This is a genomic window from Bradyrhizobium sp. (genome assembly GCF_022844465.1).
Classification (GTDB): domain Bacteria; phylum Pseudomonadota; class Alphaproteobacteria; order Rhizobiales; family Xanthobacteraceae; genus Bradyrhizobium.
This window is the reverse complement of record NZ_JALHLP010000016.1, coordinates 27,859-43,690: the sequence shown is the minus strand read 5'-3', so window position 1 is coordinate 43,690 and position 15,832 is coordinate 27,859. Positions and strand designations below refer to the sequence as shown.

Sequence of the window (15,832 nt, the reverse complement as noted above, 5' to 3'; positions counted from 1 at the left end):
TTACGGTTGGTGGCGATAGTGGCGCTGGATCCGCCCGCGATGATCGCGGTGCAGCCGGTGATCCGGTATGACAATGGTCGGCGCGGTAATGATCGGCGGCGGTTCGGCCGGCGGATCGAGCGTGGCCGGCATTGCCGGCGACTGGGTGCCCCATTCGCGATAATAGCTTGGCGCCGGCGGCGGCAATTGCCGATCCGGCGGCGGCTCGACCTCGCGGCGGCCGTAGCCGGGACGCCCGCCACCCGACGGAAAATAGGGGCTGGCGCGATAGGGCGCCGGCCCGATCAGCGGACCGCTGACAATCGACTGCGGGACGTGCCCGGGACGCGACAAGCCCCAGTCGCCTTCCACGATCGTATAGGAGGCATCGTAGCCGTTGATCACCACCGGCACGCCGGGCCGGCCGGGAATAACCCGCACCGGCGCGCGATCCGCGCACGCCATCGACGCGCCGAGCACGCAGCCAATCAGACCGATCGCCAGCGATCGTTTGCAACCCATCGAGCGCCGCCTTTGTGAAAGCTTTGCGGCATCCTCCAATGGAAAGGTGAACCGGCCTTTCACCATAGCGGCCAATTGCGCGGTATCGTTAACCGAGTGTCACCGGTCCGGCGCGCGCCGCCGATCGGCGTTTCCGGCCAGCAGCGATTGCGCCGCCGCGGCGCCGTCCAGGCAATCGACCAGCCTGTCATGAATATTGATCAGCGAAACCCGCAGATAGTTGGTGATGGAGGGATAGTCCGGGGCGCGCAGCTTTTGGTGGATCGGCATCAGGTCGAAATAGCGCTTCGCAAATGGCACCGGGATGTCCTTGACCGGCTTGGGCGGATGCAGCCCGATCAGTTCGAGTTGCCGGGCGAGTTCACGGCGTTCGCCCTCCCAGGTCGGCGCATCAAATGGTTCCGGGATCGGATAACGATCGAATACCGACAACACGAGCCCCGCCAGCGCATCGATGCCGGCGCGTCGATCGGCGGCAATGTGCGGATTGAGGACCTTCTCAACCATTTCGCCGACCATCGCGAGGCCCAAGGGATAGGCCTGCCAGCGCGCACTCTCCATGGCGATCAGGAATTCCGGCTCACGCAGCAGCACCTTGGCATAGTGCCCGGCGCGGGCGCGGGAATATTCATACATGCCCTTTTGCACCAGAAAGGCCGCGTTCCGATCGATGAATTCGGCAAGCGCGCCCGCCTCCACAATGGCGGGGGAGCGCCGGAACAGATCGAAAAAACCCATCGCCGCTCCTTAAGCCAAAGATTAACGCCCCGCGCGCACCCCGCCGAGATGCCCTCGCACCGATCGCCCGTGCTAGGCTAGTGGAGTGGATTTGACATTCGCTACCCACCTGGCAGCAAGCACGCGATGCGAATGTCAAATCCAAAACTCCACTAGCAGCCTATACTTGCTAGTGGTCCTTTGATTCTAACATTCGTAAAATCGCGCGCGGAAATGGAATGCGAATGTTAGAATCGGACCACGAGCGCCCGGTTTCCGAAGTTCGTGATACCTCGCTGCGACCACCTATACGAACTTCGGAAACCACAGGGCATTAGTAACGCTACGATCCTAGTGCCGCTTTTCGATCTGAAGTTCCTAACCGAAATTGCCGCGGGTGGTATAGGAACTTCAGATCGGCGGCACTAGCATCAAACAACCTGGGAGGCCTTGCGTCCAAAGTGGCGCGGGATCGATCATGCTGCAAGGCTGGGTCGTCATTGCTGTCGCGCTCGGCTATATCGGCCTCTTGTTCGTGGTCGCAAGCTATGGCGATCGCGCGCGTCGATTTCGCCCCGAAGGCCGCACGCGGCACCTGATCTACCCGCTGTCGCTGGCGATCTACTGCACATCCTGGACCTTCTTCGGTTCGGTCGGCCTCGCCTCGCGCTCCGGGATCGAATTCCTGGCGATCTATATCGGGCCGATCGTGATGATCGGCCTTTGCTATCCGTTCATCATGCGCGTCGTGCGGCTTGCCAAGGCGCAGAACATCACCTCGATCGCCGACTTCACCGCCGCCCGCTACGGCAAATCGCAGGCGGTTGCTGCAACGGTCGCGCTGATCGCCATCATCAGCATCATCCCCTACATCGCGCTGCAACTCAAGGCCGTTTCAACCTCGCTGGGCACCATCATCGGCGACGTGCGACCCGACTTCGTGGCCAATCTGCCGCTGGTCGGCGACATCGCGCTGTTTGTCACCTTGTCGATGGCGGCTTTCGCCATCTTATTCGGCACCCGTCAGATCGACGCCACCGAACATCAGGACGGGCTGATCCTGGCGGTGGCGGCGGAATCGCTGGTCAAGCTCATCGCGTTTCTGGCGGTGGGCGTATTCGTCACGTTCTGGATGTTCGACGGGCCGGCGGCGCTCTTCTCCCAAGCGATGCAACACACCGATACCGCCGCGATCCTCAACCGCGACTATCCGTTCGGCACGATCGCCGCGATGACGCTGTTGTCATTGATTGCGATCCTGCTGCTGCCGCGCCAATTTCATGTCACCGTGGTCGAAAACCACAACGCGCGCGAGATCAAGCGCGCGGCATGGCTGTTCCCGCTGTATCTCGTGCTGATCAATCTGTTCGTGCTGCCGATCGCGCTCGCGGGCATGTTGACCTTTCCGACCGGCAGCGTCGACAGCGATATGTATGTGCTGGCGCTGCCGCTTGCCGCCAAATCGGAACTCCTGACGCTTATCGCCTTTGTCGGCGGGCTGTCCGCGGCGACCGCCATGGTGATCGTCGAGTCGATCGCCTTGGCGATCATGGTGTCGAACGACATCGTGATGCCGCTCTTGCTCAAGCGCCGCCAACGCATGATCACCGAGAGCGCCGATGTCGGCCGCATGCTGCTCACGGTGCGGCGCGTCGCCATCGTCGTCATTCTACTGCTGGCCTATCTGTACTACCGCTCGGCCGGCGCCGCGCAACTCGCTTCCATCGGTCTCTTGTCGTTCGCCGCCATCGCCCAGCTTGCGCCGGCGTTTTTCGGCGGCCTGTTTTGGCGGCGGGCAACCGCGCGCGGCGCAATGGCCGGCATGACCATCGGCATCGCGACCTGGGCCTATACCATGCTGCTGCCGAGCTTCGCCGACGCCGGCATCGTCAGTATCGCCGTGCTGAGCGATGGGCCTTGGGGCATGGCTTGGCTGCGGCCGCGGGCGCTGTTTGGACTGGAACTGCCGCCGCTGGTCCATGGCGTGGTTTGGAGCCTCGGCCTGAATGTGATCGCCTATGTCGGCTTCTCGCTGAGCCGCGCGCCTGCGCCCATCGAACGCTTGCAGGGCGATGTGTTCGTGCCCTCCGATCTGACCCCAATCGCCCCGAGCTTCCGCCTGTGGCGCCCGACCGTCACGGTCGAAGAGCTCAGCGCCACGGTCGCGCGCTATCTCGGCGAGGAGCGCACCAAGATATCCTTCGGCAGCTATGCCGTTACGCGCGGCATTCCGCTCGACCCCACGGCCGAAGCCGATTTCCAGTTGATCCGCTATGCCGAACACATGCTTGCCTCCGCCATCGGCACCTCCTCGTCGCGCCTGGTGCTGTCGCTGCTGCTGCGCAAACGCACGGTCTCGACCAAGGCCGCGCTGAAGCTGCTCGACGACACCAACACCGCGATCCACTACAATCGCGAAATCCTCCAGACCGCGCTCGATCACGTCCGCCAGGGCATTGCGATCTTCAACAAGGACCTGCACCTGATCTGCTGGAACCGGCAATTCGGCGACATTCTGGCATTGCCGCCGCAACTCACGCGAGTCGGGACTGCGCTCGACGAAATTCTTCGCTTCAATGCGCGGCGCAATTATCCCACCGCGGCCTCGGTGGAAGCGATCGTCCAGGGCCTGACAAAGCAATATGTTTCGTCGAGCCTGCCGTTCCTGGAGCGCGTTCCCGAAAGCGACCTGGTGATGGAAGTGCGCGCCAACCCCATGCCCGACGGCGGCATCGTCACGACCTTCACCGACATTACCGCCAGCGTGAAGGCGGCCGAAGAACTGGAACGCGCCAACGAGACGCTGGAACGGCGCGTGCGGGAACGCACCGAAGAACTGACCCACCTCAATACCGAACTCGCGCACGCCAAGGCCGGCGCCGAGCAGGCCAATATTTCAAAGACCCATTTTCTCGCCGCCGCCAGCCACGACATTCTGCAACCGCTCAACGCCGCGCGGCTCTATGTCACCAGCCTGATCGAACGTCAGGGCAGCGGCGAGACCTCCCAGCTCGTAGACAATATCGATGCCTCGCTCGACGCAGTCGAGGAAATCATCGGCGCGCTGCTCGACATTTCGCGCCTCGATACCGGAGCGATGAAACCGGAATTCGTCAACTTCCATATCGACGATATATTGCGTCAGCTCGAAGTCGAGTTCACGCCGCTCGCTCACGGCAAACGTCTGCAACTCGACTTTGTGCGCTGCTCGCTGACGGTGTGGTCGGACCGCCGGCTGCTGCGGCGGCTTTTGCAAAATCTAGTATCGAACGCCATCAAATATACGTCGGAAGGCCGCGTGCTGGTCGGCTGCCGGCGACACGGCAAAGTCTTGCGCATTGACGTCTACGATACCGGGCTTGGCATTCCGGCGTCCAAACGGCAAATCATCTTTCAAGAGTTTCATCGGCTCGACGAAGGCGCCAAGGTGGCGCGCGGGCTCGGGCTCGGGCTTTCGATTGTGGAGCGGATCGCGCGTGTGCTCGACCACAAGGTCGAGGTCGATTCCACCGTCGCGCGCGGCTCGCATTTTTCGATCGAGGTTCCGCTCGCCGCGCACGCAGCGGTTCGCGCACCATCGCGACCGGCGCTCGGGATCGATCGCGGACAGCTCAACGGCGTTGTGGCGGTATGCATCGACAACGACAGCGCCATTCTCAACGGCATGGAGCTGGTGCTCAGCGGCTGGGGCTGCCGGGTGCTCAAGGCGCCGGACCTTGCAACCGCGATCGCAGCCATCGTCGAGGCCGCCGTCACGCCGCGCATTCTCCTGGTCGACTACCACCTGGACGAAGGCAATGGCCTTGAAGCCATCCTGGCGCTGCGGCAGCGCTACCACGCCGACCTCGGCGCAATCTTGATTACCGCCGATCGCAGCCCGAGCATCCGCGACCAGGCCAGGGCGCACGATGTCCTGTTGCTTTACAAGCCGCTGAAACCCGCCGCGCTGCGCGCCTTGATTTCGCAAGCACTGATCAAACGCGCGGTTGCCGCCGAGTAATGTGTCAGCGGCATTCATCTGACTGCGTCAGAATTGCACGCCCATAATATTATTGCGAACTAAACGCGCGCCGCGGCGGTCATGAACGCGCCCTGTTCGATCTTGGAGGCGGCGATGACCGCCTGGGTGCGGCTTTCGACATTGAGCTTTTGCAGGATCGCCGAAACATGCGCCTTGACGGTCGCCTCGGAGACGCGCAGCTCATAGGCGATCTGCTTGTTGAGCAGCCCGCTCGACAACATCATCAAGACGCGAACCTGCTGCGGCGTCAGCGACACCAGCCGCGCCAGCAAATCCGCGCTGGCAGCATCGGCCCCCGCGCCGAGATCGACATCGGGCGGCGTCCAGACGCCGCCTGCAAGCACGCACATGATTGCGGCGCGGATTGCCTCGGTGCCCAAGGTTTTTGGAATGAACCCAGCGCCGCCAAAATCGATGCAGCGGCGGATCACCGCCGGGTCGTCATTGCCAGACACCATCACGACCGGCACGCTCGGATATTGCGCGCGCAAATACATCAGACCGGAAAATCCGCGCACGCCCGGCATCGCGAGATCGAGCAAAACAAGGTCGACCTCGCCGTCGTCTTCCAGCAGCTTGGTGACTTCGTCGAACGAGCCGGCCTCCGCAATCGTGACCCGGTCAAATAGTCCGTCGATCGCGGCACGCAGCGCGCCACGGAACAGCGGGTGATCGTCAGCAATCACCAGATGGTAATGTGCAGCACTATTCATTCACGGCGGCCCGGCCTGCGCCCTTCTCGGGTGACGTCCAACGCGCTCAATCTATAGCAATTTCATCGCGCGTGCAGCGCAACATCAAGACTCGGCTCTGACGCATCGCAGCAAAACTATTGCAGCGCACCATGGGCCGCGCATCGCCGGGGATATCGCCCAAAGTCGTATACGGAAGCCCGCGACGCTTTGTTAGCATAACCCGTTAGCGTGACTTGCCGACGTGTGCCTTTGCGACACTTGGTCCGGGCGGCAACGTCGCCAAAGAGCAGACGGTCGAACGACCGCAAGAACGGCGAGCGACCTAACTGAAATGCGGGCACCGCGCGGATGAGTTACCCGCGCCAACTGCTTGAACAGGGGAGAGGGCGACGATGGCTGAGTCCAAAGAAACTGAGACTAAAGAAGTCTTGCACTGGCGGAAGACCACCCGGCTGATGTTCACGCATCTCGGGGTCTGGCTGTTCTTCGGCTTCATCATCCATATGTTCGTCCACACCCTGAACCAGTACACCATCCCGGTTTTGGGCTTTCCGCTCGGCTTCTATATGGCCGCGCAAGGCTCGCTGATCGTGTTCGTGCTCATACTCTTCATCTTCGCAAAGCAGCAAAACAAGATCGATCGCGAATTCGGCTTCGCCGAAGACGAAGAGTAAGGGGGATCGAACATGGCAACTCAAACCACCGGCGCTTCAGAGTCCTTCTATAAGCAGCTTGGGCGGATGTACGGCCTGTACACCGGCGGCTTTGTTGGATTCATCTTGCTGCTTGCTATCCTCGAGCAGTTCGGCGTGCCGAACAGAGTGCTCGGTTATTTCTTCGTGTTTTTCACGCTTGCGGTCTACGCCATCATCGGCATCGCAACGCGAACGGCACAGATCTCCGAATATTATGTTGCCGGCCGGCGCGTACCAGCCTTCTACAACGGCATGGCGACCGCCGCCGACTGGATGTCGGCCGCGTCCTTCGTCGCCATGGCCGGCTCGCTATTCCTGCAGGGCTATGATGGCCTCGCCTGGGTGCTCGGCTGGACCGGTGGCTTTGTGCTGGTGTCGCTCCTGGTCGGGCCCTATCTGCGCAAGTTTGGCGCCTACACCGTGCCGGACTTCCTGTCATTCCGCTACGGCGGCAATGTCGCCCGCTTCCTGGGCGTGATTGTGCTGGTCTGCTGCTCCTTCACTTATGTGACGGCGCAGATCTTCGGCACCGGCATCATCGCCTCGCGCTTCTTGGGAATGCAGTTCGAGATCGCCGTGTTCGCCGGCCTCGTCGGCATCCTGGCCTGCGCAATGCTGGGCGGCATGCGGGCGGTGACCTGGACGCAGATCGCGCAATACATTGTGCTGATCGTCGCTTACCTGGTGCCGATCGTAATCCTGTCGACCATGAAATACGGGATTCCGATTCCAGAACTGACCTACGGCAAAGCGATCGCGGAGATCACGGCCCGCGAGCAAGAGCTGATAAAAACCGGCCTGGCGGTGCTGTGCACCGCCGCGGATTGCGGCCCCACCACCCTCAAGCCGCACATCCAACCGTTCATGAACTACACCCCGCTGAATTTCTTCGGGATCATCCTTTGCATGATGATCGGCACCGCTTCGCTGCCGCACATCCTGATGCGCTACTTCACGACCCCGTCGGTGAAGCAGGCCAGGGACTCGGTGGCGTGGTCGCTGCTGTTCATCTTCCTGCTCTACTTTTCGGCGCCGGCCTATGCGGCGTTCTCGAAGCTTGAGGTCTATACCAACGTCATCGGCAGCAACATCACCGCGCTCAAGCCATGGCTGTTCACATGGGGCGAACTCGGGCTGATCCAGGTCTGCGGCAGACCCGCCGCCAGCCTGCAAACTGCCATCGATGCCTGCAAAGCGATTGCTGGACATCAGGGAATCCTGCGGTTCCAGGACTTCACAATTGCGCAGGACGTGATCGTGCTGTCCACGCCGGAGATCGCCGGCCTTCCCTACGTGATCTCGGGCCTGGTCGCCGCTGGCGGCTTGGCGGCGGCGCTCTCGACCGCCGACGGACTGCTGCTGGCCATCGCCAACGCACTCAGTCACGACATCTACTTCAAAATGATCCAACCGCTACGGCAGGCGGTAAGAAGCCTGCTGGTCGCCGGCGTCGCGATCGCTATGGTACTCGGAATTTACTTGTTCCTGGCGATGCCAAGCCCACTCAATCTCAATGCGAGTTGGCTCCCAAGCGCGCTCCAATTGGGTCCCGTCCAGTGGCGCTGGTTATTGCTGTCTGGACTTGGGGCTATGTTGATCGTCGTGCTTCCGTTCTGGGGCAGGGCCAATGACGTCGAAAAGCGCCTGATCATTGCGCGTGTCCTGCTTCTGCTGGTGGCGGTCGCTTCCGCGTCGCTCGCCTCGACCAGGCCGTCGGACATTCTCGCAATGGTGGGCTGGGCGTTCTCGCTCGCCATGGCCGGCAATTTCCCGGCGCTGGTGATGGGCATCTGGTGGAAACGCACCACCACGGCAGGCGCGGTTTGCGGGATCATTGCCGGACTGAGCCTCTGCTTGTTCTACCTTATCACCACAAGATACTACCCGCAGGCAGGCGTGAAATATTTCGGCATGACCTCGCTTCTCAACCCGGAGACCGGCCGGCCGCTGGTTGAAGTCGCCAAGATCCTGGCCGATCCGAAATGGCTGGCGGACGTGCCTGCCAGCGCGGCGAACCCGATGGCCAACAGAGTCGGCTGGTTCGACCTCAACAACATCAACTGCGGATTGCTCGGAATGCCGCTCGGCTTCCTCGTGATCTACGTCGTCAGCCTGATGACCAAGGCGCCGTCGAAGGAAATGCAGGATTTCATCGACGAGATCCGCAAGCCGCGCGGCAAGACGGTGCTGGAGGAAAAGACCTCCTGACCGGCGCCGATAACGCAAACACAAACGGGGTCCTCAGGGACCCCGTTTTTGTGATACGATTAAACTCCCGCAGAGCCCGCGCGGCCGGCTGCATTCTGGCAACGCCATCGACGAGTGACGATCGGTGATATCTCCTCCTTTTTGGACCCTATGGTACTTCCAGCTCCCCAACTTCGTGTTGGCGGCGCTGATGTACACGCTGCTCGGTCGCGCATTGTTGGGCCTGATTGTCCAGCCGGACTCGTCGAACTATATCTGGCGCTTTTTCTGCCGGCTCACCGATCCGGTGGTTGCAGTGGTCGCCCTGGTTACGCCCCGCGCAACGGCGCCGGTTGTCATTTGGCTGTTCGGCGTGGTGTGGCTGTTCTGGCTGCGGGTCGGCTTGCTTTACCTGCTGCTTTTTCTCGGCGCGTTTCCGCGCGCAGCTTGAGCCAACCCATGGAACGGCACTGGTATTTTATCGGCATCGCCTTTTTCGGGATGATCAACGGGCTATTCAATCAGGTTTGGTTATTGTTTGCATTGATCCACGTGCAGATCCTGGCGCCGGCGCTGCTGTTCGGCAGTGTCGGGCTGACGCTCATGTTCTCCTCGCTGATGGTCTCGACCGCAACCGTCATTCTGGGCGGTATTCCGGCAGCCATCTACGAACGCTTCGCCGAATCCAGGTCCGATTCCGCCAAGGACGGCTCGGTCGCGGACGACTCCAGCGTGGTTTCGCTATGGATCTGGCTCGCCGGAACCGCGATCCTGACGCTTCCGGCCATCGGCAATTTCTTCCGGATCGGCCTTTAACCGACGCCTTGCGACGCAGCACAATCCTCCGCCACACGCGGTTGTGACCGCCATAGTCCAGCCGTAAGCTACAATGCTGTCAGGGAACACTTCCGGTCGACCGGGGAGCATCCTTGCCTTGGATCATATCCGCGCCATCGCCTTTGCCACCGTCATGCGCGCCTGCGGCTTCGGCTCGCTCGCAATCTTCTGCGTCATGATCGGCTTGTCGTTTCAGGCGCGCGTTGCGTTTCAGGCCGGCGGTTTCCTCACCGTGCTGATGACGCTGATCCTGATCTACAAGGCCTGGGAAGCGCCGAGACGGAGTCATCGCCGCACCGAATTGTGGCTTTACCTCCCCGAGGACCAGCGCCCGCCGGAAAATCAGGCACAATGGGCGGTCGCCACCGCCATGCGCGAGACCTACCTGACTTTCGCCCGCTGGACCTCGCTGGTCGCAATCGTCATGTGGCTCTTGGCGCTGCTGTTCTCGCTGCTCGGCCGCTGATTGCACCGACTGCACGAAATACTCTCTCGGCAATCTGGACATCGCTGACGGACGGGAGCAGAATTTCAAGGCTTGCTGGAATTCTCCGAACAGGGCGCACCAGACGCCCATTCGCCGAGGGAGGCATTTGATGAGCAAAGACAAGCATCAAAAGACATTGGATTCGCTGCCGCCGGTTGCCGGTAACGGGTTGCTCGATCGCCGCGCCCTGCTCGGGCAAGGCATCCTGATGGCCGGCGCCGCCGTCGCAGGCGTCGGCGCTTCTGCAACCGGCGCCGCCGCCGAACCGCTCAAGGACGACCCCTGGAGCACGACCATGGGCGGCCCCACGCCGCTGCGGCAGCAGCCGTCAAAATTCGAAAAGCATGTCGTGCGCGTGCTGAGCAATCTCAAACATGAGCCGCGCAACTCGCATGCGCGCACGCCGCATCACCTGATCAACGGCAGCATCACACCGTCGGCGCTCCACTTCACCATCAATCACTCCGGCATCCCGGACATCGACCCGGCGAAGCACCGCCTGGTGATCCACGGCATGGTGCGGCAGCCGAAGATCTTCTCGCTCGAAGACCTCGATCGCTACCCGATGGTCACCCGCACGGCATTCATCGAATGCGGCGGCAATTCCGCACCGATGTTTTCCTCCGAACCCATGCAGGTCACCGCTCAGGCCCTGCACGGGCTAGTGTCCAATTCGGAATGGACCGGCGTTATGCTCTCGACCCTGCTCGATGAAGTCGGGGTCGATCCGAAGGCCAGCTGGTTCCTGGCCGAAGGCGGCGATTCCTGCGCGCTGCACCGCAGCGTTCCGATTAAAAAGGGCTGGGACGACGCCATGATCGCGCTCTACCAGAATGGCGAGCGCGTGCGGCCCGGCACTGGCTATCCGATGCGGCTGTTGCTGCCCGGCTACCAGGGCAACATGAATGTGAAGTTCCTGCGCCGGATCAAGCTGATCGATCAGCCGGCGATGAGCTTCTACGAAGCCAAGACCTATTCGCAGGTGCTGCCGGGCGAGCGGCTCTGGAAATTCCACTTCCTGCAAGAAGTGAAGTCGTTCATCACCCATCCTTCGTTCGGTCACAGCTTGAAGGGCCCGGGCTATTACGACATTTCCGGCGTCGCCTATTCCGGCACCGGGCGCATTGCCCGCGTCATGGTGTCGGCCGATGGCGGCAAGAGCTGGGCCGAGGCGGCGCTCCAGGGGCCAACGAATCCGCAAGCCTTCACCCGGTTCCGCGCGCCTTGGCGCTGGGACGGGAAACCGGCAATCCTGCAAAGCCGCGCCTGGGACGAGGCCGGCAATGTGCAGCCGCTGCGCGCCGAAATCATCGCCAACCGCGGACAAAGCTCGCAGCCGGTCACCAATCCGAACGTGTTCATCAACCAGCACTACAACAGCATCACCAGCTGGGGCATCGACGGCAAAGGGGAGATCAAGCATGTCTACGCGTAAACTCTTGGTCGCTCTCGGCGCCACGCTGGCGCTCAGCGCAAGCACCGCCGTCGCGCAATCGCCCGGCCTCGGCAAGAACATCACCGAAGCCGACATCAAAGCGTGGGACATCGCCGTGCTGCCCGATGGCAGCAATCTGCCGCCCGGCAGCGGCACCGTCGCGCAAGGCGCGGCGATCTACAAACAGCAGTGCGCCCTGTGCCACGGCGAGGGCGGCGTAAAGCCGGCGCCCGGGTACGCGCCAATGGTCGGATTGCAAAAATGGGATCGCATGGATGCGCCCAAGACCATCACCTATTACGAATTCGCCACCACGATCTTCGACCAGGTCCGTCGCGGCATGCCATACATGTCGCCGCGGACGCTGAACGACGATCAGGTCTATGCCGTCACCGCCTATCTGCTCGCGATCAACAAGCTGATCGGCGAAGGCGACGTGATGGACGCGAAGTCGCTGCCGAAGGTAAAAATGCCGAACGCCGGCAAGTTCATCATCCGGTTCCCGGATCGCATCTGAGCGCGGCAACAACAAAATGCGAAATGGCCAGTGGAGCAATCCACCGGCCGTTCGGTTTGAGCGGGACCTCTCTCTGACCTCATCTTGAGGAGGCGCGAAGCGCCGTCTCGAAGGATGGCCGCGAGTCCGGAATTCGCCGCCATGGTTCGAGACGGCGCGCACGCAGCCAAGCGGCCGCAGCTGCGCCTATTATGGCGCGCCTCCTCACCATGAGGCTGAGAAATTACAAAAACCGCGTCGGCCGCATCAGGGTGCGCCACATATGGGCTGATGGGCTTGAATCCCAGCCCAGCCCTTCCTCGGGTTGGCGGAAATGACGGCCGACAATGTCGACGAAATCGTCAATCGAGACCTTGGCATTGGGATCGAACGAATAGATGTCGTTCACGCAGATCAGGCGCGCGGACATATACCATTTGTGTTCGCGGGCGCGCTTATAAGCCTCGTAGATATAAGGCTCCGGCTTGTAGTCCGCGCCGAACGCCTTGATATAGGCCTCCGGATATTTGTAGCCCACCGACTCGTCGGGGAAGAAGCGCAGCGCTTGATGCGCGCGCACCGCCCAGCTCACTTCCTCGTCGACATAAGGCTCGATCATCTGCGCACCCCAATAACCGTGGTCGGCGCGAATAAAGCCGGCGACCGCGATGTCGTGCAGCAAGCAGGCCAGTATGGTCTTTTCGGGCAGGCCAGCCTTGAGCGCATGGGTCGCGCTCTGCAACAGATGGTTCATGGAGGCAAAACGGCAGCGGAAATAATCGAGCAGCGTCGGCTTGGCCGGCATTTTCGGCAGCCGCGGATCGTCACCCATCAGCATGAATTTTCCGGGGTATTTCGCCGCCAGCGTCGCACCGCTGTCGTAATAGACTTTGCCGTCGCCGAGATTGAACAACAACGATTTGGTGACGACGCGCTCAAGCTCTTCTTCCATCCGGTGGTCGACCTCGTCGGCAAGGTCGGACAAGGTCTTGGGCTGGACGACATTCATGGGGCACCTTTGGCGTTGATGCGGGCATTGGCCGGTCGGCAGATCATTATCCTACACGGAGTATCCTACACGGAGTATCCTACACGGAGTCGCGCCCGGCAACGAGGCCTTACCCGCGCGGTTGCGAGCCGGCCTTCTGCCAGCGCACCCGGCTGTGCTTGAGCCCGAGACCGGCGATCAGCGCCGCCAGCCGGATCGGCGCGCCAATTCCTTCGACCACCGGCACGCCGAGCTGCTCGCTGAGCCATGCCGGCTTCATCTGCACCGGGCACTGGGTGATGCCCTGCGGGATAATGACATCGGCGCCATCCTTGTCGATCAGATCGCGCGCCGCCATCAGGAAGGATTCAATCATCCGGTCTTTGTTGGCGGCGATGTGCTGAACGTAAAAGCCCGACGCCCGGCGGCCCGCGATCCAGGACTCCATGCCGTAAGCGACGCATTGCGCGCGATGGCGCGCAATCGCGGAGGGGTGATAGCAGACCACCCCGAAGCGATCGCCTAGCAGCGCCGCGACATGTAGCGCCGCCTGCAACGGCGCAATCACCGGGATATCCACCGCCGAGCGTCCGCCGTCGACGCCAATGTCGAGCATGCCGAGCGGCACCACTGCGTCATAGCCCTCACGCTCGGCCTGGCGGAACGATTCGTGGAAGATCGGCGCCGCCGCCTGAATCTCGACCGGCGTCAAACCGTCGAACGGCCGCGCCGGCACCTTCAGGATTCCGACCTCGACATCGGCCGACGCGTAAGCGCGCGCGGCATCGGCGCGCAGCTCGAACTGATCCGGCGGGTAGTCTCCAATCACGAATGCGACGCGAACCATGCGGCGATACTCCGTCGCTATTTTTTCTTTTCCGCAGCCGCCTTGTCGTCGAGCGCCTTATCGCTGCCGATCTTGGCCGCTTGCAGCGCGTCCAATTGTTTCCGCAACGCCGCCAGCGCGGTCTTGAGCGCGCCGATCTCGCTTTCGGCCGCCTGCAACCGGCGCTGCGCCTCCGATGCGTCGCGCATCAGGATTCGCTGCAAAAAATTGACATTGGCTTGCAAGCATCCGGTGCGGCGATCGAGTCCCGCGGTCTTGGTGCAGTCTTCAATACCGGCGATGTCTTGCGCGGCGACCGCGTCGATCTGCGCCAAGCTGGCAAACCAGACCACGAATAAAGTGGCGAATATCCGAATCATGCGCATCGTTCCTGTCGTCATCCTGCCGTCGCAATGTTGTGCACAAATTACGCATGGTCCAGAGCGCGACTCAAGCTATGGTACTCCGCTCATCGGTCATCCAGGAGATGGTAATGCAGTCTGGTTCGATTGGATCATTTCCGAAGCGTTGCGCCTATTGCGACGAACCGTTCTGTTTCAGCGCCAATGAGGTGCAGGCCTTGCCGGTTGGGAACCAGCTTGTCTGCAACGAATTCTGCGCCCAGTCATTGCGCGAAGAAGCCGACTTGGCACTCCGGCAGACCGCGTCCATGACGCTCAAACCGGCCTGACGACCGCGATAATTCGTGCGACCCTATGGCCCGGTTATTCCGGAGCCATAACCTTGTTGCACCTTTGGCGAAAATGGCAGGAGCGCCGCAAGCTCGCCCGCGACGACGCCGATCGCCTGATGGAAGAGTTCGGCCCGGCGGCTTACGAGGTCGCCTGGACCATGGCGCAGGACGTCGACAGCGGCGCGCTGCTCGACAGCCGCCCGGACGGCCACTGGGACCGGGTGCGCAACATCATCGCGCGGCGCACCTTCCAGCCGTTCTGGCGCCACGACGACCACGCGCCATGATACACAATGCATGACGCGCGATGCGGCGTGGGCTGCCGCTCGCCGCGGACGATTGGCACAATCCTGACCCGTTTCTCCCAAGCGTCGATAGCCGTGTCGGGCGGTAGTCTGGTACGCCACGGCAATATTGCGGCGGCGCGCATGGCTGCCCTTCCGACAGCGGCATTTCATTATTCTATTTTTAATTACAGTGCTTTAGACTTCTTAGGGTTAACGCCGCGCGTCAACCAAAGTGCTATTCTACATCAAACTTGTCTTGCATTTGCCCCATTATCCGGGCATTGGCTGGGGCTCACCCCGGATTCATGGGTTTGTAAAACGAGTATGTGGCGCCGTTTGCCACTAACCCGCGGATCCACATTTGAACGAAGGATGGAGAACAATAGTGGGAATGAAGAAATTTGCAGCTTCCACTCATTGTGTCGGGGCATTGTTGGCGGGTTTGTTGCTTTCTCTGACATCGACGACTGCATCGGCGGATTATCGCTGCACGCAGCTTGAGGAATTGAATCGGCAGTATATGGGCGTATCGCTGACCAGCGAGCAACAGACGGTCAAGCGCAAGCTGGTGGCCTGGTATAATGCCAACTGCAAGACCCGGCGCGCGGCACGCTAAACTGCGTTGAATGAGGTGCATGATCCGAAACGGCAGGAAACCACTTCCGGATAAGATCACGCAGCAATAGGCCTCATGGTCCTATTCAAAGCCCTGGCAGCACCGCTGCCAGGGCTTTGTCTTTTGGGCACGATTTCGTTATCTATTGATGGGCAGAATTGGTCGGGAACCGGCGCCTTTGCGGCATCGGCGGCCGCCGGAATTTAAGCCGGAATTAAAGCGATTTGCCGGGTTAGCTCAGCGGTAGAGCAGCGGTTTTGTAAACCGTTGGTCGGGAGTTCAATCCTCTCACCCGGCACCACAATACGCACCAAGGCCCGGCGCATGCGCCGGGTCTTGTGCATCAGGTC

General features: G+C 61.5%; 17 protein-coding genes and 1 tRNA gene. 12 read left to right on the top strand and 6 right to left on the bottom strand.

The window, feature by feature from the left end; genetic code table 11:
* Together Q0D31_RS19660 and Q0D31_RS19655 are read right to left on the bottom strand one after the other, a co-directional pair.
* Window positions 1-501 (bottom strand): hypothetical protein, encoded by a 501-nt coding sequence (locus Q0D31_RS19660; RefSeq protein ID WP_291854750.1) that lies wholly within the window; start codon window positions 499-501, stop codon window positions 1-3.
* Window positions 502-600: 99 nt separating this feature from the next.
* Window positions 601-1,239, bottom strand: a complete 639-nt coding sequence (locus Q0D31_RS19655; RefSeq protein ID WP_291854747.1) for a hypothetical protein — start codon at window positions 1,237-1,239, stop codon at window positions 601-603.
* A gap of 457 nt (window positions 1,240-1,696) precedes the next feature.
* Between Q0D31_RS19655 and Q0D31_RS19650 the strand changes: the two genes are divergently transcribed.
* Window positions 1,697-5,218, top strand: a complete 3,522-nt coding sequence (locus tag Q0D31_RS19650; RefSeq protein WP_291854741.1) for a PAS domain-containing hybrid sensor histidine kinase/response regulator — start codon at window positions 1,697-1,699, stop codon at window positions 5,216-5,218.
* Between the two features lie 59 nt (window positions 5,219-5,277).
* On the opposite strand, the gene Q0D31_RS19645 is transcribed toward Q0D31_RS19650, so the two are convergent.
* Window positions 5,278-5,952, bottom strand: a complete 675-nt coding sequence (locus tag Q0D31_RS19645) for a response regulator transcription factor (protein ID WP_291854738.1) — start codon at window positions 5,950-5,952, stop codon at window positions 5,278-5,280.
* 374 nt (window positions 5,953-6,326) lie between these two features.
* On the opposite strand from Q0D31_RS19645, the gene Q0D31_RS19640 reads away from it, so the two are divergent.
* From Q0D31_RS19640 to Q0D31_RS19610, 7 genes are all read left to right on the top strand, one after another.
* Window positions 6,327-6,608: a DUF4212 domain-containing protein gene (locus tag Q0D31_RS19640; protein ID WP_291854734.1), complete on the top strand. Its 282-nt coding sequence runs from the start codon at window positions 6,327-6,329 to the stop codon at window positions 6,606-6,608.
* Between the two features lie 12 nt (window positions 6,609-6,620).
* Window positions 6,621-8,837, top strand: a complete 2,217-nt coding sequence (locus Q0D31_RS19635) for a sodium:solute symporter family protein (RefSeq protein ID WP_291854730.1) — start codon at window positions 6,621-6,623, stop codon at window positions 8,835-8,837.
* A gap of 190 nt (window positions 8,838-9,027) precedes the next feature.
* A complete protein-coding gene (locus Q0D31_RS19630) occupies window positions 9,028-9,267 on the top strand; it encodes a hypothetical protein (RefSeq protein ID WP_291854727.1) in 240 nt (79 codons plus the stop codon).
* Window positions 9,268-9,275: 8 nt separating this feature from the next.
* Window positions 9,276-9,632, top strand: coding sequence for a hypothetical protein (locus tag Q0D31_RS19625; RefSeq protein WP_291854724.1), 357 nt, complete (start codon window positions 9,276-9,278; stop codon window positions 9,630-9,632).
* Between the two features lie 118 nt (window positions 9,633-9,750).
* A complete protein-coding gene (locus Q0D31_RS19620) occupies window positions 9,751-10,119 on the top strand; it encodes a hypothetical protein (protein WP_291854721.1) in 369 nt (122 codons plus the stop codon).
* Between the two features lie 130 nt (window positions 10,120-10,249).
* Window positions 10,250-11,575, top strand: coding sequence for a sulfite dehydrogenase (gene soxC, locus Q0D31_RS19615; RefSeq protein ID WP_291854718.1), 1,326 nt, complete (start codon window positions 10,250-10,252; stop codon window positions 11,573-11,575).
* The gene (locus tag Q0D31_RS19610) at window positions 11,562-12,092 is read left to right on the top strand and encodes a cytochrome c (protein WP_291854713.1); all 531 of its coding nucleotides are present in this window, start codon (window positions 11,562-11,564) and stop codon (window positions 12,090-12,092) included. Before soxC ends, Q0D31_RS19610 begins: the two co-directional genes overlap by 14 nt.
* Before the next feature lie 223 nt (window positions 12,093-12,315).
* Here Q0D31_RS19610 and Q0D31_RS19605 read toward each other — a convergent pair whose 3' ends face one another.
* From Q0D31_RS19605 to Q0D31_RS19595, 3 genes are all read right to left on the bottom strand, one after another.
* Entirely contained in the window at window positions 12,316-13,080 is a 765-nt protein-coding gene (locus Q0D31_RS19605) for an HD domain-containing protein (protein ID WP_291854711.1), read from the bottom strand.
* Between the two features lie 109 nt (window positions 13,081-13,189).
* Window positions 13,190-13,906, bottom strand: a complete 717-nt coding sequence (locus tag Q0D31_RS19600) for an aspartate/glutamate racemase family protein (RefSeq protein WP_291854708.1) — start codon at window positions 13,904-13,906, stop codon at window positions 13,190-13,192.
* A gap of 17 nt (window positions 13,907-13,923) precedes the next feature.
* Complete coding sequence (locus Q0D31_RS19595) at window positions 13,924-14,220, bottom strand: hypothetical protein (protein WP_291854703.1); 297 nt, start codon at window positions 14,218-14,220, stop codon at window positions 13,924-13,926.
* Between the two features lie 158 nt (window positions 14,221-14,378).
* Between Q0D31_RS19595 and Q0D31_RS19590 the strand changes: the two genes are divergently transcribed.
* The 4 genes from Q0D31_RS19590 to Q0D31_RS19575 all read left to right on the top strand — a co-directional run bounded on the left by Q0D31_RS19590 (window position 14,379) and on the right by Q0D31_RS19575 (window position 15,783).
* Window positions 14,379-14,576 (top strand): hypothetical protein, encoded by a 198-nt coding sequence (locus Q0D31_RS19590; RefSeq protein ID WP_291854700.1) that lies wholly within the window; start codon window positions 14,379-14,381, stop codon window positions 14,574-14,576.
* 53 nt (window positions 14,577-14,629) lie between these two features.
* Window positions 14,630-14,866 carry a hypothetical protein gene (locus Q0D31_RS19585; RefSeq protein ID WP_291854697.1) on the top strand — a complete coding sequence of 79 codons (237 nt, stop codon included), beginning with the start codon at window positions 14,630-14,632 and terminating at the stop codon, window positions 14,864-14,866.
* Window positions 14,867-15,257: 391 nt separating this feature from the next.
* Complete coding sequence (locus tag Q0D31_RS19580; RefSeq protein WP_291854694.1) at window positions 15,258-15,482, top strand: hypothetical protein; 225 nt, start codon at window positions 15,258-15,260, stop codon at window positions 15,480-15,482.
* 226 nt (window positions 15,483-15,708) lie between these two features.
* Window positions 15,709-15,783, top strand: a tRNA-Thr gene (locus Q0D31_RS19575).
* Window positions 15,784-15,832: the final 49 nt, after the last annotated feature.